This is a genomic window from Pseudoclavibacter caeni, assembly GCF_008831125.1.
Taxonomy (GTDB): Bacteria; Actinomycetota; Actinomycetes; order Actinomycetales; family Microbacteriaceae; genus Pseudoclavibacter_A; species Pseudoclavibacter_A caeni.
The window spans coordinates 140205-162390 of record NZ_WBKA01000002.1 but is presented as its reverse complement, the minus strand read 5'-3'; the positions used below and the strand labels follow the sequence as shown (position 1 = coordinate 162390).

Genomic DNA, 22186 nt, shown 5'->3' with positions numbered 1-22186 from the left:
GTGCTTGCCTCGGGCTGGGCCGTGTGCCTATCCTGATCGTGTATCCGTGACTGGCGCAGAGGGGGAACCCTCGGGGAGCGGATGCCCGAGTGACTCGCGTCGCACGCCTGGGCGCACCGGAGGATCAGCACGGCGTGCCCGACACGGCCCTCGCCGCACCCCTGACCTCCGGGTGGAGCGCTCAGGGAGTGTCGCCATGCGCCGTCTGCTCATCGTCCTCGCCATCCTCGAGCTCGCCTCCGGCGTGCTGCAGGGATGGTTCACCCCGCTGTACACCGACCTCGCTAGACATCTGGGCGTCACCGATGCTGAGGTCAACTGGCTCGGCACCGCCCGCAGCCTCGTGTCGCTGGCGGCCGTGCCCGTGCTCGCCCGGCTCGGCGACGCCGTCGGGCACCGGCGGATGCTGCGGGTCACCACCGTGATCGTCGCTGCGTGCGCGTGGCTGCTGCCGCTCGGCGGGCCGGTCGTGTTCGTCGGTGCGTGGGCGGTGATGGGCGTGTTCGCCAGCTGGCTGCCGCTGGGCGTCGCACTTCTCGCGCTGGGCCACGCCGCCGGTGCAACGACCGCAGCCGTGGTGCAGGGCACCGGTGTCGGGCGTTTCACCGATTCAGCATCCGCATCCCGGCTCAGCGCGAACGGAGGCGATGCCGCTGAGTCCGTGGCTCAATGCCGAATCCGTGTCGCAGGCTCGGCCGCCCGCACTGCCTCGGCCGCCCGGACGGGGCGCGATGCCGGCCTTATCGTCGCGATGCTCCAGCTCGGTCTGATGGCCTCCGGAGCGGTCTCCGGCGCACTCGCCGACCGCTGGGGCGGCGACGTCACCCGGCTGCTCGTCGGGCCTGCCGTGCTGCTGACGATCGGTGCCGTCGCCACCTGGGCGCTACCGGCGCTGCCCGTGCATCGCGCACGCGTGGACGTCCCCGGCGCGCTGCTGCTGACCGCATCCCTGCTCGGCGTCGGCGTCATCCCGGTCGGCTTCCGGATGTGGCGGCAGGCCGGCCAGCCCGCCGGCGCCTGGCTGATGCTCGCCGGCGCTCTCGTGGCAGTCATGACCGGTGGGGCGCTCGTGCGCGTCGAGCGGGCCGGCGTCCGGCCGATCGTCGACCTGCGCGGGGTCGAGCGCGCGCTGCTGCCGGTGCTCGCGGTCTCGGCGCTGTTCGGTCTGGCCGCGCTCGCGACGCGCACCGCGATCTCCACGTACGCCCGCACCGATCCCGCCGTTCACGGGTACGGTCTGGGCCTCGACGCCGGGGCGACGGGGCTCGTGCTCACCGCGATGGGCGCCGCGGACGTCCTTGGCTCGCTCGGTGCCGCGGCGGCCAGCCGGCGTGGGCGGGGAACCCGGGCGATGGCGGTGGGGCTGGTCGCCGTGGGCGTCGGATTCCTCGCACTGCTCGTGCCGTCCGACCCTGTCGCGATCGCCGGCCTCGTCGTCGCCGGGCTGGGGGAGGGGCTCGTCGTGCCCGGCCTGCCGGCGCTCGCCGCGTCCCGCGTGCCCGCCGACCGCACGGGGATGGCCACCGGCGCCAGCGGCATGTGCAAGACGATCGGCTCGCTCGTCGGCAGTGTCGTGTTCGCGCTCGCGCTCTCGGTCGGGCAGGTCGGCACGGACGGGTCGCTGTCCGGCTACCACACCGTGTGGACCGCCGCCGGGGCCGCCGGGCTGGTCGGCGCCGCCGTGCTGCTGCGCCGCGGGGCCCGGGCGGCGTGATCCGGGGCAGTGGCAGGACGCGCGGCGGCGACCGCCTGACCGGCTCGGCGTCCGCGTGGACCGTCGCTCACGGACGGGCGTCTCTCGTCGTGCGCTGACGGCGTCCGGGCCGGGGCCCCTCAGCGCCGCCGGGCACTGAGGCTGTGCGTGACGAACCGTCCGGGCCGGGCGCCCTCGGGTCGTGACAGCGGCACGGGCAGCGGTCGGCTCGCCCCGGGTGGCAGCATCGGCAGGGTTACCCGGTCGGCGTCCTCGACCCTCCAGCCGCAGGCGGCGAAAAACGGCGCCGAGGGGTGCTCGGCGTCCAGCGCGAACGCGTGCATCCCGGCCCGGGTCGGGGCGACCGCCGCGATCGCCTCCGTGGCGTCCACCAGGGCGCGCCCGACGCCCTGACCGCGATGGGATGCGGCGACGGCCAGGTGCGAGACCACCGCCCACTGCTGCAGGAACGCCGCGGCGGTGCGGTCGTCGATGCCGGTGGCGATGGCCCGGCCCACGTCGAGATCCGAGCCGACCACCGCCGCGCCGATCACGAATGGGGAGGGAGCGGAGGCGGTGGCATCCGCACCCGCCGTCCCATGCGCCACGGCGACGAGCACGGTCTGCGGCAGCCCGCCGAGCGCCGCGACCGCCTCGGCGAACCGGGCGTCCGGCGCGTCGGCGAACAGCCCGTCATCTGTGTCGAGGGCGTGCTGCAGCAGGGTGCGGGCCTGACGGCGCAGCTCGGGATCATGGGCACGGCGGACGGAGTACGACATGCCCCGCATCCTACCCGGGCCAGCTCTGCCGCTGCCCGGTCTGCAGGCGTGCTGCCCGGACGTCAGCCGCCGAGCCGAGGAGGGGCTGCCATCCTGACCCGCCCCGACACCCGCGGCGCCCCCGCGTTCACCCACGCGTCATCCCCGCCGCCATAGACTGGGCGCCACACGGGGAGAGCGAGGAGCGACATGCGACGCAGGGCGAAGATCATCGCGACGCTCGGTCCGGCGACGGACGACCCTGCGATCATCGAGGGGATGATCCGCGCGGGCATGGACGTCGCCCGGATCAACATGAGCCACGGCGACCACGCCCAGCATGCCCGCTCCATCGCGACCGTCCGCGAGGTCGCCGCCCGGCTGCACAAGCCCGTCGGCGTGCTCGTCGACCTGCAGGGGCCGAAGATCCGCGTCGCCACGTTCGTCGACGGCCCGCAGCAGCTCGTCACCGGCGCCGAGTTCACGATCACCACCCGCGACGTCCCGGGGGATGCGACCTGCGTGGGCACCACGTTCGACGGACTGCCCCGCAACGTGAGCGCCGGCGACCGGCTGCTCGTCGACGACGGCAACATCGTGCTGCGCGCCCTCGCCGTCGACGACACCGACGTGCGCTGCGAGGTGGTGGTCGGCGGGCGCATCAGCGACCACAAGGGCATCAACCTGCCCGGCGTCGCCGTCGACGTGCCCGCGCTCAGCCAGGCCGACGAGGAGAACCTGCACTGGGCGATCGAGCAGGGCGCCGACCTGATCGCCCTGTCGTTCGTGCGCAGCCCCGACGACGTCACCCGGGTGCGCGAGATCATGGCCGGGCACGGCGTCCGTCTGCCGGTCATCGCGAAGATCGAGAAGCCGCAGGCCGTCGAGGTGCTCGACGCGATCATCAAGGCGTTCGACATGATCATGGTCGCCCGCGGCGATCTCGGCGTCGAGATGCCGCTGGAGCAGGTGCCCGTCGTGCAGAAGAGCGCGATCGAGCGGTGCCGCCGCTCCGCCCGGCCGGTCATCGTCGCCACGCAGATGCTCGAGTCGATGATCACCGCGTCGCGGCCCACTCGCGCCGAGGCCTCCGACTGCGCCAACGCGGTGCTCGACGGGGGCGACGCACTCATGCTCAGCGGCGAGACGTCCGTCGGAGCCCACCCGGTCGCCGCAGTGCAGGTGATGAGCGACATCATCACCTCGACCGAGGATCACGGCCTCGACCGCATCCCACCGCTCGGCACCCAGCCGCACACGATGGCCGGGGCGATCACCCGCGCCGCCGTCGAGGTCGCCCACCACGTCGGCGCCCGCTACCTATGCATGTTCACGGCGAGTGGCAACACCGCCCGGCGGATGAGCCGGCTGCGCGACGGGTTGCCGATGCTCGCGTTCACCTATGACGACTCAACCCGCCGCGCGATGACCCCGATCTGGGGCATCGAGTCGGTGCGGGTGCCGTTCCTGCAGACGACCGACGAGATCGTGCTGAGCGTCGACACGTATCTCATCGACTCCGGACGCGCCCAGCCGGGCGACCGGGTCGTCGTCGTGGCCGGCTCCCCGCCCGGCATCCCGGGGTCGACGAACGACCTGCGGGTGCTCACCGTGGGCGAGGCGGTCGGCCAGGCGGCCCCCGGCTACCGGCGGACGACCGCGCAGCTCATGCGCGGCGCCGTCGACGAGTCACGCGCCACGATCATCCGCTGACCCCGAGTCGGCGGCCCCGGCCCGCGGGGTCGTCCGTGCCCGGGCGGCCGGCGGCACTGCGTCACCGGCGTCGTCCGCGTCGGCGTCGCGGACGCGATCGGCCAGCTCGTCGACCGTGAGCAGGTCCCGGCGCAGGTCGTCGCCGCGGTAGTGGGCGCGTCCGACCATGTGCGCGGCGATCGGGGCCATGAGCATCTGCAGCGTGATCACCACGATCGCCGTGCCGATGACCGCCGGACGCGGCACGAGCACCGCGATCGCCGCGGTGACGCACAGCACGCCGAGCACCTGCGGCTTCGTCGCCGCGTGCATCCGCGACAGCAGATCCGGGAACCGCATGAGCCCCACCGCCGCCGACAGCGACATGAGTGCCCCGATCCCCAGCAGCACGCCGGCGATCACGAGCCGGATCGGGTCCGCGTCCGTCATGGCCGCCTCCTCTCGCCGTCCGGCCCCGCGGGGACGGCCGGGTCCGGCCCGGCGGGTCCGTCCCCGTCGCGCAGCGGGTCGCGGGCGGTGGCCAGGAACCGGGCGACCGCGAACGCCCCGACCACCCCGAACATCGCCAGCACCAGCAGGATCGGCATCGCCCAGACGTGCCCGGTGACCGCCATCTCGGTGCCGAGCGCGCACATGAGCGTCGCCACGAGCACGTCGGAGGCGACCACCCGGTCCAGCACGCTCGGCCCACGGATGATCCGCAGCAGACTCAGCCCGCCTGCCGTCGTGTACACGACCACGAGCACTGCCACCAGCCACATCGGCATCACACCCACCTCCGCGCCTGCGCCCGCTCGGCGGGGGAGCCGAGCGCCATGATGATCCGCGCCTCCTGAGCGAGCGCGTGCCGGCGGGCCCGGGCGACGTCCGCGCTCGTGCGGGCCCCGAGCACGTGCAGATACAGCACCCCGTCGTTGCGGTCGATCTCCACGACCAGCGACCCCGGCACCAGCGAGATCGCCTCGGTCGTGAGCGTGATGATCAGCTCGTCGGCCGAGTGCAGGTCGAGCCGCACCACCGCGCCCACCGGATGCCACCACGGCCACAGTGCCTGGGCCGCCACCGTCAGCGACGCGACCACGATGTCCCCGGTCAGCCGCAGGAACGCCCACGCCGCCCACAGCGGGTGCAGCCGCCCGGTCAGCGCCAGCGGCGGCAGGTAGAACGCCCACACCAGCAGCCCCGACACCGCGAGACCACCGACCACCGTGTACGCGTCGGCCTTCCCCCACAGCAGACACCACAGCACTGTCAGCACCCCGACGGTCGCCAGGGTCTGCGCCGTGTCCCGCAGTCGTCGCACCATCATGCGCCTCCCATCGGCCCGAGCAACGCCACCAGCGCGTCTGGGTCCGCGAGCACCGCCGCTGCCCGGTCCGCATACCCGAACAGGGGGCCCGCGAGCACCGTCAGCGCTACCGTCAGCACGACCATGCCCGTCGTGCTCGCCCACATCAACCCCGACACCCGGCGGCGTTCGCGGGCGACGGGCGGGGCGATCGGGTTCTCCTGCAGCGCGCGGGCGAGCCTGCTGGGGGAGGCGGGGTCGGCCGAGGGGCGCCAGAACACGAGGTTCCACACACGGGCCAGCGGGTACAGGGTCAGCAGCGAGGTGAGGATCATCACCGCCACGAGCGTCCACACCAGCGGCGACGGCTGGGCGACGGCCGCCATGATCAGCGCGAGCTTGCCGAGGAACCCGCTGAACGGCGGGATGCCCCCGAGGTTCAGCGCCGGGATCAGATACAGCGTCGCCACGGCCGGGCTCGCCCGCAGCAGCCCGGACAGCCGGGTGATCGACGCCGACCCGCCGACCCGCTCGATGAGGCCGGCGACCAGGAACAGCGTCGTCTGCACGGTGATGTGGTGGACGATGTAGTACACGGTCGCGGCGAGTGCGGCCGGGGTGCCCAGCGCGATGCCGAAGAGCATGTAGCCGATGTGGCTGACCAGGGTGAACGACAGCAGCCGGCGGATGTCCGCCTGTGCGATCGCGCCGAGGATGCCGACCAGCAGGGTGAGCCCCGCGAGCACCATCAGCGGGGTGTTGACCGAGTGGCGGGCGAACAGCAGTGTCTCGGTGCGGATGATCGCGTACACGCCGACCTTCGTCAGCAGCCCGGCGAACACCGCGGTCACCGGCGCCGGCGCGGTCGGGTAGGAGTCCGGCAGCCAGAACGACAGGGGGAACACGGCGGCCTTCACCCCGAAGCCGACCAGCAGCGCCAGGTGCACGAGCGTCTGCACCTGCTGCGGCAGGTCGGGGATGCGCTCGGCCAGCTGCACCATGCTCACCGTGCCCGTCGCCCCGTACAGCAGGGCCACGGCGCTCAGGAAGAACACCGACGACACCAGCGACACGACGATGTAGATGACCCCGGACCGGATGCGGGGGCCCGTGCCGCCCAGGGTGATGAGCACGTAGCTGGCCGCGAGCATGATCTCGAACCCGACGAACATGTTGAACAGGTCCGCGGCGAGGAACGCGTCGAACAAGCCCGCCGCGAGCACCAGATAGGTCGGCTGGAAGATCGTGATCGGCGTCTCCGCGTCCCCGTCGGTGAGCCCCTGCCCGGCTGCGTACACGAACACCCCGACGAGCATGACCGCGGCGACCACCACGAGCAGCGCCGACAGCCGGTCGGCGGCGAGCTGCACGCCCCACGGCGCCTCCCAGCCGCCGAGCACCACCGACACCGCGCCCTGCGCGTCCGCGGCGGCCATCGTCCACACGCCGAGGCCGATCACCCCGAGCAGCACGCCGAGAGTCACCGCCATCTGTGCGCGCGGACGGCGGCCGATCAGCAGCGACGCGGCCGTGCCCGCGAGGGGCAGCACCACGATCAGGGGCAGCAGCCGGGCGATCATCGGCGGCCTCCGTCCTCGTTGTCCTCGTCCTCGTCGCTGGCGTCCAGCGCCTTGTGCAGGGCCCGGTCGTCGTCGGCGGTCTCGGCGGCGACCCGGGCGCCCTCGTCGTCCGCATGGGCGTCGGAGCCGGGCACCATCGTCCGCTCGTCGGTGCGCTCCTGGCGGGCGATGCGCCAGGAGCGGTGCACGAGCGCCAGCAGCAGCGCGGTCATCCCGAACGTGATCACGATCGCGGTGAGCGTGAGCCCTTGCGTGAGTGGGTCGGTCATCCCGGCCGTGTCGACCCCGTCGGTGACGATCGGGGCGTCGCCGGGGTCGCCGGCGACGACGAGCAGCAGCAGGTTCGTCGCGTTGCCGACGAGCAGCACCCCGATGAGGATGCGGCTGAGACTGCGCGCGAGCAGCAGGTACGCACCCGCGGCGTACAGCACCGCCATCAGGACGATCAGCGCGAGTGAGACGGTCATCGGGCCCCCTCCGTCCAGGCATCGACGAGCTCCGGGTCGTCGACGGCCTGCTCGTCGAGACCTGCCCCGAGCGAGCGCAGCACGTCGAGCACGAGCCCGACCACCACGAGGCACACGCCGATGTCGAACAGGGTCGGCGTGCCCAGGGCGATCTCGCCGAGCAGTTGCACGTGCCCCTCCCACCACAGCGACGTCAGGAACGGCTCGCCGACCAGCAGCGACACGGCCCCCGTGCCGAGCGCGAGGGCGAGCCCCCCGCCGAGCAGCAGGCCGGGCGGCACCGGCAGCGCCTCGCCGAGCTCGTAGCGTCCCGCGGCCAGATACCGCAGCACGAGTGCGAGCCCCGCCACGAGCCCGGCGATGAACCCGCCGCCGGGCTGGTTGTGCCCGGCGATCAGCAGCATCACCGCGATGAGCATGAACGGCAGGAACGTCAGCCGTACGACCACCTCGACCAGCAGCGACCGGTGCGTGGACGCGAGGGTGCGGCCCGCCAGCAGCCAGCTGCGCCGGGTGCGGTCGTCGTCGACCGCGTCGGCGTCGTCGATCGTGCGCAGCATCCGCGTCTGGGTCAGCGGCCGACCCGTCTCCGGGTCGACCGTCGGGATCGCCCCGGTCACCGGCTCGATCGCCGCCGCCCGCCGGTGGTCGGCCCCGCGCCGCCGGCCCCCGATGGTGGGGACGCGGCCCGCGCGCCCGGTGACGAACACCAGGCTCGCCACCCCGGTCGCCACCGCCACGAGCACGGAGATCTCGCCGAGCGTGTCCCACGCCCGGATGTCCACGAGCAGCACGTTGACGACGTTGCGGCCGTGCGCCTCCAGATACGCCAGATCCGGCAGGTCGACCGAGACCGGGGTCGCCTGCCGGGCGCCCGTCACGGCGAGGGCGAGCCCCGCCATCACCATGCCCACGGCCACACCGATCACCGCCCGGGGCCACCGCCGTGACCGCGGCTCGTCGGCCTCGAAGTGGCGGGGCAGCCGACGCAGCACGAGCACGAACACGACCAGGCTCACCGTCTCGACGAGCAGCTGGGTGAGCGCGAGATCGGGGGCGCCCGCCAGGGCGAACAGGGCGACCATCCCGTACCCGGTCACCCCGGCCAGCAGCACCGCCAGCAGCCGTCGCCGCGCCGCGGCCGCCGCGACCGCCGCGACCGCCGCGAGCACCACTACACCCGCCTCCGCGAGCGACCGGGCCCCCACCAGCGCCGGAGGCGTCCACCCACCGGCCGCGAGCACCCCGCCGAGCCCCGCCGCGAACACGACGAGGATCGTCCCCACGTACCCGGGCAGCCCGCCCCGCTGGGCGAGCAGCGTCACCCGCACCGCCACCCGGTCCGTCCAGGACAGCGCCGCCGTGTACCCGTCGGCCAGATCCACCCACTCGGGCAGCCGCGCCTGCAGCCGGGCGACCGGCCGGCGCAGGGCGAACAGCGCGAGCCCCGCTGCGAGAACGAGCGCGGTCACGCCCAGCGCCGGCGTGAACCCGTGCCACAGCGCCAGATGCAGGTCATGCCCGGAATCGGGCAGCCCGGCCGCCGCGGCGCTCGCGGCGACGTCCAGCGGCGCCGGCCACAGGGCCAGCCCCAGCGACACCGCGACGAGCACGACGGGTGCGGTCAGCCCGGCGAGCCCCCGGTCGTGCGGGCGCTCGCAGTCGACGAGCCGGTGCTGGGGCGTGTGCGTGATCGACCGGGTCGCGAACGCGCCCCAGACGAACCGGGCGGCGTACGCGACGGTCAGCGCTGACCCCGCCGCCACGGCGACGAGCACGACGGCCCCGGTCACGCCGCCGGGCGCCGCCGCGTCGATGATCGCCGTCAGCGCCGTCTCCTTGGCCACGAAGCCCAGCAGCGGCGGCAGCCCCGCCATCGACGCCGCCGCGAGCACGCCGACGGTCGCCAGCAGCGGGGAACGCCTGCCGACCCCGCTCAGCGCCCGCCAGTCGCGGGTGCCGCAGGAGTGGTCGATCACGCCGACGACCATGAACAGCGTCGACTTGAACAGGGCGTGGGCGACGAGCAGGGTCAGGGCCGCGAGCGTCGACTCCCGGGTGCCCACCGACGCGACGACCATGAGCAGTCCCAGCTGGCTGACCGTGCCGTACGCGAGCAGCAGCTTCAGGTCGAACTGGCGCAGCGCCCGCCACGCCCCGACGAGCAGGGTCGCGCACCCCAGCGTGAGCAGCGTCTGGTGCCACCCGGGGGTCGTCGCGAACCCGGGCGCCAGCCGCAGCACCAGGTACACGCCCGCCTTCACCATCGCCGCCGAGTGCAGGTACGCACTCACCGGCGTGGGCGCCGCCATCGCCGAGGGCAGCCAGAAGTGGAACGGCACGATCGCCGACTTGCTGATCGCGCCGACGAGCACGAGCAGCACGGCGACTGTGGTGCCGGTGCCCGGGGCCGCGGCGGCCACGATCCCGGCCAGGCTCGTCGTGCCCGCGTCGACGACGAGCATCACCACGCCGACGAGCATCACGAGCCCGCCCAGCGTCGTCACCAGCAGCGCCTGCAGTGCGGCGCCGCGCGACTCCCGACGGTCGGCGGTGTGCCCGATCAGCAGGTACGACAGGACGCTGGTGGCCTCCCACATGACGAACATCACCACGATGTCGTCGGCGGTCACGAGCAGCAGCATCACCAGCGCGAACGCCGTCAGCAGGGTCGCGAACCGCGGTAGGGCCGGCTCGTCGTCGCCGAAGTACGTCACGCAGTAGCCGAGCACTGCTGCGCCCACGCCGGTGACCACGAGCGCCACCAGCCACGACAGCGGGTCGAGTCGGAAGGCCAGCGAGACGCCCAGCTGCGGGATCCACGGCAGGTCGATGACGGGGACGTCGCCCGCGAGCACCCGCGGGGCGGCGGCGGCCAGCCCGGTGAACGCGATCGTCGATCCGGCCGCCGGCACGAGGAACCCGCGCGACCCCAGCCTCCGCACCGCTGGCCACGCGGCGAGCGTGGCGACGAGCAGGGCGACCAGGGACAGGGACACAGGCGCTCCTCACGGAGTGTCGGCGAACGGGGATTCGTCTGGCCCAACGGATGCCGTCCGCCGGATATTCCATGCATCGCACAGGATCACTCCTCGTCGTGTGCGATGACGCTCCGGCATGGCCGCGCGGCCCGGCACGCCCGGTCCGCCGCGTCCCGGTGTCCCGCCGCGTCCCGGTCGTCCCGCCGCATCCCGGTCGTCGCGCCGCGGCCGGGCACACGCGCTCCGCCGCCCGGCACGGTCCGACCTCGGGGGTAGCATTGCGACATGAGCATCAACGTCAATGGCGACACCGCACTCCCCACGCGCACGGCCCTCCAGCAGGAGGCCGTCGAGCGACTCGTCGAGGCGGTGGGCGCCGAGCGGGTCATCACCGATCCGGACGTGCTCCTCGAGCACGGCCATGACATGAGCGTCGACCACGCCGACGCCCTCGCCGCCGCGCTCGTGCGCCCCGGCAGCACCGAGGAGGTCTCCGAGGTCCTGCGCATCGCCGACGACCTCGTCATCCCCGTCGTCCCGCAGGGCGCCCGCACCGGCGTCGTCGGCGCCGCCGCCGCGATGCCCGGCTGCATCCTGCTCGACATGAGCGGCATGAACCGCATCCTCCACATCGACGAGGCCGACCAGCTGGCCACCGTCCAGCCCGGCGTGATCAACGCCGACCTCGGCCGCGCCGCCCGCGAGCACGGCCTCTACTACCCGGTCGACCCCGGCTCGGTGCACATCAGCACGATCGGCGGCAACATCGCCACCAACGCCGGCGGCATGCGCTGCGTCAAGTACGGCGTCACCGGTGACCATGTGCGCACCCTCACCGTCGTGCTCGCCGACGGCAGCGTCGTGCGCACCGGCCACGACTCCATCAAGGGCGTCGCCGGCCTCGACCTCACCCGGCTCATCGTCGGCTCTGAGGGCACCCTCGGCGTCGTCACCCAAGCGACCATAGCCCTCGAGCCCCTGCCCGGCGAGGCCGCCGGTGCCGCCGCCTACTTCCCGACGCTCGAGGCCGCGCTCGCGGCCGCCGCGGAGGCCGGCGCCTCCCAGCACCGGCCGAGCGCCCTCGAGATGCTCGACCAGCCGTCGATCCGGGCGATCAACGCGTACGACGCCTCGGCGGATCTGCCCGAGGACGCCGCCGCGATGCTCATCGTCGAGTCCGACACCCTGGGCGCCGCGGTGGACGACGTGGCCGAGTACGAGCGGATCTTCCGCGCCCATGACGCCCTGCGCGTGGACGTGGCCCGCACCTCGGCCGAGGTCGACCGGCTGCTCGAGATCCGCCGGAACCTCCACCCGGGGCTCCTCGCCGCCTACGAGGAGGTGCTCACCGAGGACATCGCCGTGCCGCGGGGCCGCCTGCTCAAGCTGCTGAAGGTCATCGAGCACGCGTCCACCGCCTTCGGCGCCCCGGTGGCCACCGGGGGGCACGTCGGCGACGGCAACCTGCACCCGATCATCGGCTACACCAGCGCCGACCCGGCCAGCCTCGAGCGGGCCCGTCAGGCGTTCGCGTTCATCCTCGAGCGCACGATCGAGCTGGGTGGCACGGTCACCGGCGAGCATGGCGTGGGCACGATGAAGCACGCCTCGATCGCCCAGGAGTTCTCGCCCCGCCTGCGCGCCCTGCAGGTCGCGGTGAAGGCCGCGTTCGACCCCCGGGGCATCCTGAACCCCGGCCGCAAGCTCTGAGGCCGCCGCGGTGACCCGTCCCTCGTCTCCCCCGCCCCGCATCCCCGTGACCGTCCGCCGGGCGCCGCGAGACGGATCCCGCCCCGCACCGGGCCGCGCCGGCGTGGCCCTCGCCCTCGTTCGCCACGGCGCGACCGAGCTCAATCTCGCCGGTCGCGTCCAGGGCGAGAGCGAGGCCGGGCTGTGCGCGCTCGGGCGCCGGCAGGCGGACGCGGCGGGGGAGTCCCTCGCCGGCCTCGCCGCCGACTGGGCGGTCGTCGCCAGCTCGCCGCAGCGTCGCGCGGTGCAGACCGCCGAGCGGATCGCCGCGCACGTCGGCCGCGGGGTCGGCCTGCGCGTGCCGCAGCTGCGGGAGCGTCGCTACGGCGCCGCGGAGGGACTCAGCTTCCCCGAGCTGTATGACCGCTGGCAGGTGCCCGAGGAGCGCCGCGGGCGGGGCATGGTGCTCGACTGGCTCATCGCCCGCGGCGCGATCCCGGGCGCCGAGCCGATCGACGCCGTGCGCGCCCGAGGGCTCGCCGGCCTGGCGACGCTGGCCGACTGGCTCGTCGCCGGCCCGGTCGCGCCTGCGGGCCCGGTCTGGGGCGGTAACCCTGACGACGCCCTCGCCCCGGCGGCTGACGCGCGCGGCCCGGTCGATGCCGGCTTCGCGTCCTCGGCGGGCATCGCCGTCGCGCACGGCACGCTCATCCGCTGCACGCTGGAGGCGATCGGCTTCGCCGAGCCGCTGCACCTGGTCAACGGCGGGTTCGTGCTGCTGCGTGGCGATGCCGATGCGGCCGAGGTCGGCGAGTCGGACACATCCGCCGTGGGCGAGTCCGACCGGGCCGACGCGGCGGCCCCCGCCGGGCACGGACCAGACGAGACGGGCGTCGCGGTGACCGGGCCCGACCCGGTCGTCCCGGCCCACGCCTGGCGGTGGACGGTCGAGGCCGTCCACGGCGAGGCGAGCGAGCACTGAGCGGCCGGAGGCGTGCGACAATCCTCGCCATGCACGCCCTGCGCATCGTCATCCTGTTCGTCCTGGCCGCGCTCGCCGAGATCGGCGGGTCCTGGCTGGTGTGACAGTCCGTGCGCGAGCAGCGTCCCTGGTGGTGGGTGGGACTCGGCGTGATCGTCCTCGCCGCCTACGGCGGGGTGTTCATCGCCGGCTCGCTGGCCTGGGGATGCTCGTCGACGGCTTCCGGCCGACCGCGTGGGACTGGACCGGGGCCGCGGTGGCCCTCGCCGGCGCGGCGATCATCATGATCGGCGGGTCGACCGGGAAGCGAGGCGAGCCGAGGGGCAGCCCGGGTCGCCCGGGAGCTGGCCTGGCCGCGTCCGCCGTGTCACGTCCCGCCACAGGTCGGGCCGGGCCGCGTCCGCCGCAGCGGGCCCAGCGGCAGCCGACCGCGTCACCCAGCTGTCACCGGTCTCCGGTAGGCTCGCCCCATGATCGACAGAACGCCGCCCCGCCAGACCACCCCAGCCCTCCCATCGACCTCTGTCCTCCCCGCGACCCGCGCCATCGCATCGGCTCCTGTCGCTCGATCCCGCGCCGTCCGCCCGCCGCGCCGCCGGGCCGCCGTGCTGCTCACCGCCCTGCTCGCCGCGCTCCTGTGCCTCGCCGCCCCCGCGACCGCCCGCGCCGCCGAGGGCGACCTCACCGTGGGCGATACCCCGGCCACCGTCTTCCGTGCTGGTGACACGATCACCGTCACCGGCACCGTCGACGGCGACGTCTTCGCTGCCGGGCGTCTCGTGCGCGTCACCGGCACCGTGAACGGCGACGTCATCGCCGCCGCGCAGATCGTGGAGATCGGCGGCACCGTCCGCGGCAGCGTGCGCGCGGCTGCCGAGACCGTCGCGGTCACCGGCCAGGTCGACCGTGCCGTCACCCTTGCCGGCCAGAGCGTCACCATCGCCGCCGGCGGACGGGTCGGCACGGATGCGACCATGGCCGCCGAACGGGTCACCGTCGCCGGGCAGGTCGACCGCGACGTCACCGTCGGCGGGGGTGCGCTCGCCGTCGACGGCCGCATCGGCCGCGATCTCGTCGCCGAGGTCTCCGAGCAGCCGGCCATCGGCTCCGCCGCCGAGATCGGCGGCGAGACGCGCATTCAGGTGGACGCGGACGAGCCCGCCCCGCAGCCCACCGCGGGGGAGCGGATCGCCGGCTGGGCGCTCGGCGCCCTGTACTGGATCGCCGCCGGACTCGCCCTCACCATGCTCGCGGTGCTCCTGCTCCCTCGGGCGATCCGCACGATCGGCGACACCCTGCGCGGCCGTCTCTGGGCGAGCCTCGGCATCGGCGCGTTCGTGATGGCCGGCCTGCCGATCGCCCTGGTGCTGAGCGCGGTCACCGTGATCGGCCTGCCGGTCGCCGGCGCGCTGCTGGTCGCCGGCATCGCCCTGCACCTGCTCGCCTGGCCGGTCGCGGCGCGCGTCATAGGCGCGCTGATCCTGCGCCGCCGCGGCCCCGCACTGCAGACCCTGGTCGGCACACCGATCCTCGTCGTGGTGGTGCTGGTGCCCTGGGTCGGCATGCTCGTCGCCCTGGTCGCCCAGGCCACCGGCATCGGCGCGACCGTGCTCGCGTGGTGGGATCGTCGCCGCGGCGAGACCGCATCCGGGGGTGTGGCGACTGGCGCCCCGCTGGCGGAGCCCACGGCCTCCGCGCCGGCACCGGGAGTGTCGGCGACGCCGTCGCAGTGACACTGAGGGTGGTGCCCGAGATGGGAGTCGAACCCACACGCCCTCACGGGCAGAGCATTTTGAGTGCCCCGCGTCTGCCATTCCGCCACTCGGGCCGGCCGGATCGCCGGCGGTGATCGACATCCGCCGACCCCGGGAGATCATACCGTAAGCTGTTCGCGTGAGTGATCAGACAGTATCCCCCAGCACCCCGCGGCGCGTGGTCGTCGCCGAAGACGAATCGCTCATCCGGATGGACATCGTCGACACCCTGCGCGACGCCGGCTTCGACGTCGTCGGCGAGGCCGGCGACGGGGCGAAGGCCCTCGAGCTCGTGCGCGAGCTGAAGCCCGATCTGGCCGTGTTCGACGTGAAGATGCCCGAGATGGACGGCATCACCGCCGCACAGCACGTCACCGACGAGGGCATCGCCCCGGTCGTGCTGCTCACCGCGTTCAGCCAGAAGGAGCTGGTCGAGCGGGCCACCGAGGCCGGCGCCATGGCCTATGTGGTCAAACCGTTCACCCCGGCCGAGCTCATCCCCGCCATCGAGATCGCCCTCTCCCGCCACGCGCAGATCAAGGCGCTCGAGACCGAGGTCGGCGACATCGTCGAGCGGTTCGAGACCCGCAAGCTCCTCGACCGGGCGAAGGGCCTGCTCAACCAGCGCATGGGCATGACCGAGCCCGAGGCGTTCCGCTGGATCCAGAAGGCGAGCATGGACCGCCGCGCGACGATGCGTGACGTCGCCCAGGCCGTCATCGCCCAGCTCGCCCCGCCGAAGAAGGACCGGAAGGAGCACGGCCACCGCGGCGATCACCACGAGGACGCGGCCGGCCCCACCGCCTGATCGTCCCCGTCGGCCCGTCCGAGGCGCCGGGTACAGTGGTGGGCGTGACAGACACCCGAGACACACTGATGGTCATCGATGGGCACTCGCTCGCGTTCCGCGCCTTCTACGCCCTGCCGCCCGAGAGCTTCCAGCTCGAGTCCGGGCTGCACACGAACGCCATCCACGGGTTCCTCGGGATGCTGCTCAGCCTGCTCGGCAGCGAGCGACCCACCCGCATCGCCGTCGCCTTCGATCTCTCCCGGCACTCGTTCCGCACTGACGAGTACCCCGAGTACAAGGGCACGCGCGGCGAGACGCCAGAGGAGTTCAAGGGCCAGGTCGAGCACCTCCAGCAGGTGCTCGAGGCGATGAACATCACCGTCGTCACCAAGGAAAACTTCGAGGCCGACGACATCCTCGCCACGCTGAGTCTCGCCGCCGAGCAGGCGGGGGAGCGCGTGCTCGTCGTCAGCGGCGACCGCGACGCGTTCCAGCTCGTCGACGACGACGTCACCCTGCTGTACCCGGTGCGGGGCGTGTCGAAGCTCTCCCGGTTCACACCGGAGGCCGTGCGCGAGAAGTACGGCGTCGCGCCGGAGCACTATCCCGACATCGCCGCCCTCGTCGGCGAGACGAGCGACAACCTCCCCGGCGTGCCCGGCGTCGGCCCCAAGACCGCCGCGAAGTGGGTGACGAAGTACGGCGACGTCGCCGGGATCATCGCCCACGCCGACGAGATCGGCGGCAAGGTCGGCCAGAGCCTGCGCGACCACATCGCCGACGTCGAGCGCAACCGCCGGCTCAACCGTCTGCGCCGCGACCTCGACCTGCCGGTCGGGCTCGACGACCTGCGCGTGCGCGAGGTCGACCACGAGCGCGTCGAGCAGGTGTTCAGCGAGCTGCAGCTGCGCACGATGAAGGCCCGCGTGCAGGCGCTCGACGCCCAGCTGCACAGGCAGAGCGGCCGGGCCGTGCCCGCGGCCGCGCTCGAGACCGACGGCACCGCCGCGGCCGAGCCGGCGTCCGCCGTCAGCGGCGGCATGCCAGTGCCTGTCATCACCGCCGAGCCGCCCGAACCGCGTCTGACGGCGACGCTCGCGGCCCTGCTCGACCGGGTCGAGGCCCTGCCCGAGCGCGAGACCGTCGGCGTCGCGTTTGAGATCGCCGACGACGCGCCGGTCGCCATCGGGGTGGCCACCGAGACGGCGGCGTGGACGGCCCCGCTGCCCGTCGCCGGCGACCCGGCGCTCGACCGCCTGCGCGTGTGGCTCGGCGGGGACCGGGCCAAGGCCGTCCACGGGCTGAAGGAGATGCTCCACCTGCTCGACCGCGCCGGGCTCGGCCTCGTCGCGCATGTCGTCATCGACAGCGAGCTCGCCTGGTACCTGTTCGACTCCGCCCGCTCCGACCACTCGCTGCGGGCCAGCGAGCAGCAGTTCTTCACCTGGACGTTCCGCCACGAGGACGACGGCGACGCGCTGTTCCCGGCCCCCGCCGAGGCGGAGCCGGCCGACACGTCCGCCGGCCCGGTCGCAGCAGCCGGCCCGGGCACGACAGACGACGCGGGCGAGACGCCGGCCACCGGCGTCGACGCGGAGACGGCCTTGGCCGCCTGGCAGACTCTCGTGCTCGGCCGCGCGCTCGTGCGCTCGCTCGACACCACCCGCGGCGGTCGGGTGCTGCGCGAGATCGAGCTGCCGCTCTCCCCGGTGCTGTGGCGGATGGAGACGACCGGTATCGCCGTCGACGCCGACCGGCTCGAGCAGCTCGGCGACACGTTCGCCGACCGCGCCCGGGACATCGCCTCCGAGGCGTACAAGATGATCGGCCACGAGTTCAACCTCGGCAGCCCCAAGCAGCTGCAGGAGGTGCTCTTCGACGAGCTCGGCATGCCGAAGACGCGTCGCACGAAGACCGGCTACTCGACGAACCAGCAGGCGCTCGCCACCCTGTACGAGCGCACCGGGCACCCCTTCCTCGAGCTGCTCGGCGCCCACCGCGACACCACGAAGCTCGCCCAGATGGTCGTCAGCCTCAGCCGGGTCGTCGCCGCCGACGGGCGCATCCACACCACCTACCAGCAGACCGGCACCGCCACCGGTCGGCTGAGCTCCACCGACCCGAACCTGCAGAACATCCCCGTGCGCAGCGAGGAGGGCCGGCGCATCCGCGACGTGTTCGTCGCCGGCGAGGGGTACGAGACGCTGCTGAGCGCCGACTACTCGCAGATCGAGATGCGCATCATGGCCCACGTCTCGCGTGACGAGGGGCTCATCGAGGCGTTCAACTCGGGGGAGGACCTGCACCGGTACGTCGGTTCGAAGGTGTTCGGCGTCACACCCGCCGAGGTGACCCCCGAGATGCGCAACAAGGTCAAGGCGATGAGCTACGGGCTCGTGTACGGGTTGAGCGCGTTCGGCCTGGCCAACCAGCTGCGGATCAGCCGGGAGGAGGCCCGCGACCTCATGTCCGGCTACTTCCGCCGCTTCGGCGGGGTGCGCGACTACCTGCGCGACGTCGTCGAGCAGGCCCGTTCTGACGGCTACACCGAGACGATCTTCGGCCGGCGGCGGCCGTTCGGCGACCTGCATTCCCGGGATCGCCGCGTGCGCGACAACGCCGAGCGGGCCGCGCTCAACGCCCCGATCCAGGGCAGCGCCGCCGACATCATCAAGATCGCCATGATCGCCGTCGACCGTCGGCTGCGCGACGCCGGGCTTGCCTCGCGGATGCTGCTGCAGGTGCACGACGAGCTCATCCTCGAGGTCGCCCCCGGCGAGCTCGACCGGGTGCGCGACCTCGTCACCGACGCGATGGGGCACGCCGCCACGCTCGACGTGCCGCTCGACGTGCACATCGGCATCGGCCCCACCTGGGCGAGGGCGGCCCACTGATGAAGGTCTCGCTCGGCACCCGACTCGACGAGCTCGCCGAGGAGCAGCTCGTCGCGATCCTGCGGCAGGCGTATCCCACCGGCGCGCACCCGACCGAGGTCGCGGACGACGACGCGGCCGTCGCGACGATCGCCCGCGGCTCCCGGCTGGTCACCTCCACCGACCTGCTCGTCGAGCACGAGGATTTCGTGCTGCCCGAGTTCACCCCGTACGACGTCGGGTGGAAGACGGCCGCGGTGAACCTCTCCGACATCGCCGCCATGGGTGCGCGGCCGACGGGACTGCTGATGACTCTCGGCATCCCCCGCGACCGCACGGTCGCCGACCTGGTCGGCTGGGGACGCGGGGTGCGCGACGCGGTGGCGACGCTGGCACCCGGCGTGTCCGTCTGGGGTGGGGATCTCTCCGCCTCGCGGCTCGTCATCTCCGCGGCGACGAGCACCGGCGAGGTCGAGATCCCGGTCACCCGCGCAGGCGCCGAGCCCGGGGATGTGGTCGCCTATGCCGGGCGGCTCGGGTTCGCGGCGGCCGGGCTGCGCATCCTGCTGGGGGAGCGCGCGGGCGACCCCGACCTGCGGGGGCTCGAGCGCACCGGGACGATCCGGGAGGCCATCGACGCCCAGCTGCGCCCCCGGCCACCGATCGCGCTCGGCGCTGCGGCCGCCGTCGCGGGCGTCCACGCGCTCATCGACGTCTCCGATGGGCTGGCCCGGGACGGGGCGCGTCTCGCCCGTTCCTCTGGGGTCACGCTGGACCTGGTCTCCGGAGCGCTGGCCGGCCGCTGCGCCGACCTCGGCTGGGCCCGCCACACGCTGAACATCGACCCGTGGGAGCTCGTCATGGCCGGCGGCGAGGACTACGGCCTGCTCGCCGTGTTCGCGCCGGACGCCCGCCCGCCGGAGGGCTTCGAGGTGCTCGGGGCTGTCGTCGAACGGGGGGAGCACGGGGTGCTGCTCTCCGGCCGACCCACCGAGTACCTGGGGTTCGATCACTTCGCCGGGCGCTGACCGGGCGGGTGCGATCGCCCTCGGACGCGTCGTGGGCCCGTCGCGCCGGTCCGGACGCCCGGGCGGTTCGCCTGGCCGGCGTGGCGGGATCCCGGTCGCCGCGGATCCTGTCATCCGCGGCGTGTCGCGGCCCGGTCGTTTGCCCGGGCGCGTCGCGGCCGGTAGTGTACCAGTGGAGCATCCTTGTCGGAGGCTTCGCATGCACGATATCCATCGTCGGGAGAGTCGACCGTGACCCGCGGCCGGCTTGCAGCAGAGCGGGGTGACCCGCTCGCCCGACCCGAGCAGCACACACACTGGAGTACCCGCTTAATGTCAACTGAAATCGACCAGAAGGCCCCTGTGACCCCGGGCACCGAGCAGATCGCCGTGAACGACATCGGCTCGCCCGAGGACTTCATGGCGGCGGTCGAGAAAACGCTGAAGTTCTTCAACGACGGTGACCTCATCACCGGCACCGTCGTCAAGGTCGATCGCGACGAGGTGCTCCTCGACGTCGGTTACAAGACGGAGGGGGTCATCCCCTCCCGCGAGCTCTCGATCAAGCACGACGTCGACCCGGACGAGGTCGTCAAGGTCGGCGATACCGTCGAGGCCCTGGTGCTCCAGAAGGAGGACAAGGAAGGCCGCCTGATCCTGTCGAAGAAGCGCGCGCAGTACGAGCGCGCCTGGGGCGACGTGGAGAAGATCAAGGAGGCTGACGGGGTCGTCAAGGGCACCGTCATCGAGGTCGTCAAGGGCGGCCTCATCGTCGACATCGGCCTGCGCGGCTTCCTCCCCGCCTCGCTCATCGAGCTGCGCCGCGTGCGCGACCTGGCCCCCTACCTGGGTCGCGAGCTCGAGGCGAAGATTCTGGAGCTCGACAAGAACCGCAACAACGTGGTGCTCTCGCGTCGCGCGCTGCTGGAGGAGACCCAGTCGGCCACCCGCAGCCAGTTCCTCGCCCAGCTGCGTCCGGGCCAGATCCGCAAGGGCATCGTCTCGTCGATCGTCAACTTCGGCGCGTTCGTCGACCTGGGTGGTGTGGACGGCCTCGTGCACGTCTCCGAGCTCAGCTGGAAGCACATCGAGCACGCGTCCGACGTGGTCAAGGTCGGCCAGGAGGTCACCGTCGAGGTGCTCTCGGTCGAGCGTGACCGCGAGCGCGTCTCCCTGTCTCTGAAGGCGACGCAGGAGGATCCGTGGCAGGTGTTCGCCCGCACGCACGCGATCGGGCAGATCACCCCGGGCAAGGTCACCAAGCTCGTCCCGTTCGGCGCGTTCGTCCGCGTCGCCGACGGCATCGAGGGCCTCGTGCACATCTCGGAGCTGTCGCACCATCACGTCGACCTCGCCGAGCAGGTCGTGCAGGTGGGCCAGGAGGTGTTCGTGCGGATCATCGACATCGACCTCGACCGTCGCCGCATCTCCCTCTCGCTCAAGCAGGCCAACGACGGCGTCGACCCCGACTCGACGGACTTCGACCCGGCGCTGTACGGCATGGTCACCGAGTACGACGAGCAGGGCAACTACAAGTACCCCGAGGGCTTCGATCCCGAGACCAACGAGTGGAAGCCCGGCTACGAAGAGGCTCGCGACAAGTGGGAGCAGGAGTACGCCAAGGCCCAGGCCCTGTGGGAGCGGCACAAGCAGCAGGTGCGCGAGCAGCAGGCCAAGGATGCCGAGGGCGGCTTCGGCATCAGCGAGGCCACCTCGTACAGCTCCTCGGATCACGAGGGCACGCTGGCCGACGACGCGACGCTCGCCGCGCTCAAGGAGCAGCTGGAGCACCGCTGATCCCGTCGCGCTGAGCGGCTCGGGTCGCTCGAACGCATCGGTCCCGAGAACGCCCGGATCCCGTCACCCCGACGGGATCCGGGCGTTCTCCGTCTCCGGGTCCCCGGCGCAGCGGGGTCCCCTGGTCTCCAGACGCCCGACGCGGGGCCGGGGCGCCGGCCGGGCGTCCCTCGACCGGCGGTAGACTGGGTGCATGCCAACCGTCATCGCCCTCACCGGAGGGATCGCCGCCGGCAAGTCCACCGTCGCCAGAGTCTTCGCCCGTCAGGGCGCCCGCATCGTCGATGCGGACAAGGTCGCGCGCGAGGTCGTCGAGCCGGGGCGTCCCGCGCTCGCCGAGATCCGCGAGGCGTTCGGCGACGAGGTGATCCGCCCCGACGGCTCCCTCGACCGCAAGGCGCTCGCCGAGCGCGTGTTCGGCGACCCCGAGGCACTGGCCCGGCTCAACGCGATCACGCATCCGCGCATCCGCGACCGGGTCGCCGAGCGCATCGCCGCCGCGCCCGACGAGTCGATCGTCGTCTATGACGTGCCGCTGCTCGTCGAGGCGGATCTGCCGCAGCCGTTCGACGCCGTGGTCACGGTGAGCGCCCCGGCCGAGGAGCGGGTCAGTCGGCTCGTCTCCGAGCGCGGCTACACCGCGGTGGAGGCGGCGCAGCGCGTGGCGGCTCAGGCGAGCGACGCCGATCGCGAGGCGATCGCCGACTACGTCGTGGACGCGTCCGGAGACCTGGCCGGCACCGAGCGGCACGCGCTGCAGGTGTGGCACCAGATCGCGGCGGCCTTCCTGTGAGCGCCGGACCGCACTGGGCTA

Annotated in this window: 17 protein-coding genes, 1 tRNA gene, 1 pseudogene and 1 riboswitch; of the genes and pseudogenes, 11 read left to right on the top strand and 8 right to left on the bottom strand. The window is 73.2% G+C overall.

The features are described 5' to 3' along the window. The first annotated feature begins 36 nt into the window (after positions 1-36). A riboswitch (ZMP/ZTP riboswitch) is annotated at positions 37-120 on the top strand. A gap of 76 nt (positions 121-196) precedes the next feature. Beyond that, positions 197-1714, top strand: a complete 1518-nt coding sequence (locus F8O02_RS03295) for an MFS transporter (protein WP_179416303.1) — start codon at positions 197-199, stop codon at positions 1712-1714. 119 nt (positions 1715-1833) lie between these two features. Here the strand turns inward: F8O02_RS03295 and F8O02_RS03290 are convergent, their stop codons facing one another. Then, complete coding sequence (locus F8O02_RS03290) at positions 1834-2472, bottom strand: GNAT family N-acetyltransferase (protein ID WP_179416304.1); 639 nt, start codon at positions 2470-2472, stop codon at positions 1834-1836. 189 nt (positions 2473-2661) lie between these two features. Between F8O02_RS03290 and pyk the strand changes: the two genes are divergently transcribed. Then, entirely contained in the window at positions 2662-4164 is a 1503-nt protein-coding gene (pyk, locus tag F8O02_RS03285) for a pyruvate kinase (RefSeq protein WP_158035817.1), read from the top strand. On the opposite strand, the gene mnhG is transcribed toward pyk, so the two are convergent. From mnhG to F8O02_RS03255, 6 genes are read right to left on the bottom strand one after another with little or no spacing between them, the layout of a single operon-like run. Beyond that, the gene (gene mnhG, locus F8O02_RS03280) at positions 4141-4593 is read right to left on the bottom strand and encodes a monovalent cation/H(+) antiporter subunit G (RefSeq protein WP_158035816.1); all 453 of its coding nucleotides are present in this window, start codon (positions 4591-4593) and stop codon (positions 4141-4143) included. The two genes, pyk and mnhG, sit on opposite strands and share 24 nt — an antisense overlap. After that, positions 4590-4931: a monovalent cation/H+ antiporter complex subunit F gene (locus F8O02_RS03275; protein WP_218859575.1), complete on the bottom strand. Its 342-nt coding sequence runs from the start codon at positions 4929-4931 to the stop codon at positions 4590-4592. Before F8O02_RS03275 ends, mnhG begins: the two co-directional genes overlap by 4 nt. Further along, complete coding sequence (locus F8O02_RS03270; protein ID WP_158035815.1) at positions 4931-5473, bottom strand: Na+/H+ antiporter subunit E; 543 nt, start codon at positions 5471-5473, stop codon at positions 4931-4933. The genes F8O02_RS03275 and F8O02_RS03270 overlap by 1 nt, the downstream gene beginning before the upstream one ends. Then, positions 5470-7032, bottom strand: coding sequence for a Na+/H+ antiporter subunit D (locus F8O02_RS03265; RefSeq protein ID WP_158035814.1), 1563 nt, complete (start codon positions 7030-7032; stop codon positions 5470-5472). The genes F8O02_RS03270 and F8O02_RS03265 overlap by 4 nt, the downstream gene beginning before the upstream one ends. After that, entirely contained in the window at positions 7029-7499 is a 471-nt protein-coding gene (locus F8O02_RS03260) for a sodium:proton antiporter (protein ID WP_158035813.1), read from the bottom strand. Before F8O02_RS03260 ends, F8O02_RS03265 begins: the two co-directional genes overlap by 4 nt. Further along, on the bottom strand, positions 7496-10498 hold the full coding sequence (locus tag F8O02_RS03255; RefSeq protein WP_225734086.1) for a Na+/H+ antiporter subunit A: 3003 nt from the start codon (positions 10496-10498) through the stop codon (positions 7496-7498). The genes F8O02_RS03260 and F8O02_RS03255 overlap by 4 nt, the downstream gene beginning before the upstream one ends. A 267-nt stretch (positions 10499-10765) precedes the next feature. Between F8O02_RS03255 and F8O02_RS03250 the strand changes: the two genes are divergently transcribed. The 4 genes and pseudogenes from F8O02_RS03250 to F8O02_RS03235 all read left to right on the top strand — a co-directional run bounded on the left by F8O02_RS03250 (position 10766) and on the right by F8O02_RS03235 (position 14884). Next, complete coding sequence (locus F8O02_RS03250) at positions 10766-12190, top strand: FAD-binding oxidoreductase (protein ID WP_158035812.1); 1425 nt, start codon at positions 10766-10768, stop codon at positions 12188-12190. A gap of 10 nt (positions 12191-12200) precedes the next feature. Further along, positions 12201-13151, top strand: coding sequence for a histidine phosphatase family protein (locus F8O02_RS03245; RefSeq protein ID WP_158035811.1), 951 nt, complete (start codon positions 12201-12203; stop codon positions 13149-13151). A gap of 29 nt (positions 13152-13180) precedes the next feature. Continuing rightward, a pseudogene (locus F8O02_RS08985) lies at positions 13181-13443 on the top strand (YnfA family protein); the annotation flags it as partial. Between the two features lie 178 nt (positions 13444-13621). Further along, positions 13622-14884 (top strand): bactofilin family protein, encoded by a 1263-nt coding sequence (locus tag F8O02_RS03235; RefSeq protein WP_179416205.1) that lies wholly within the window; start codon positions 13622-13624, stop codon positions 14882-14884. Positions 14885-14893: 9 nt separating this feature from the next. Here the strand turns inward: F8O02_RS03235 and F8O02_RS03230 are convergent. Next, positions 14894-14979 (bottom strand) — tRNA-Leu (locus F8O02_RS03230). A gap of 65 nt (positions 14980-15044) precedes the next feature. Here F8O02_RS03230 and F8O02_RS03225 point away from each other — a divergent pair. The 5 genes from F8O02_RS03225 to coaE all read left to right on the top strand — a co-directional run bounded on the left by F8O02_RS03225 (position 15045) and on the right by coaE (position 22165). Continuing rightward, complete coding sequence (locus F8O02_RS03225) at positions 15045-15713, top strand: ANTAR domain-containing response regulator (protein ID WP_158035809.1); 669 nt, start codon at positions 15045-15047, stop codon at positions 15711-15713. Between the two features lie 68 nt (positions 15714-15781). Beyond that, positions 15782-18589, top strand: coding sequence for a DNA polymerase I (gene polA, locus F8O02_RS03220; protein WP_158035983.1), 2808 nt, complete (start codon positions 15782-15784; stop codon positions 18587-18589). Next, a complete protein-coding gene (gene thiL / locus F8O02_RS03215) occupies positions 18589-19596 on the top strand; it encodes a thiamine-phosphate kinase (RefSeq protein WP_158035808.1) in 1008 nt (335 codons plus the stop codon). Before polA ends, thiL begins: the two co-directional genes overlap by 1 nt. A gap of 312 nt (positions 19597-19908) precedes the next feature. Further along, positions 19909-21372 (top strand): 30S ribosomal protein S1, encoded by a 1464-nt coding sequence (rpsA, locus tag F8O02_RS03210; RefSeq protein WP_158035807.1) that lies wholly within the window; start codon positions 19909-19911, stop codon positions 21370-21372. Positions 21373-21565: 193 nt separating this feature from the next. Then, complete coding sequence (gene coaE, locus F8O02_RS03205) at positions 21566-22165, top strand: dephospho-CoA kinase (RefSeq protein ID WP_158035806.1); 600 nt, start codon at positions 21566-21568, stop codon at positions 22163-22165. The last annotated feature ends 21 nt before the right edge of the window (positions 22166-22186 follow it).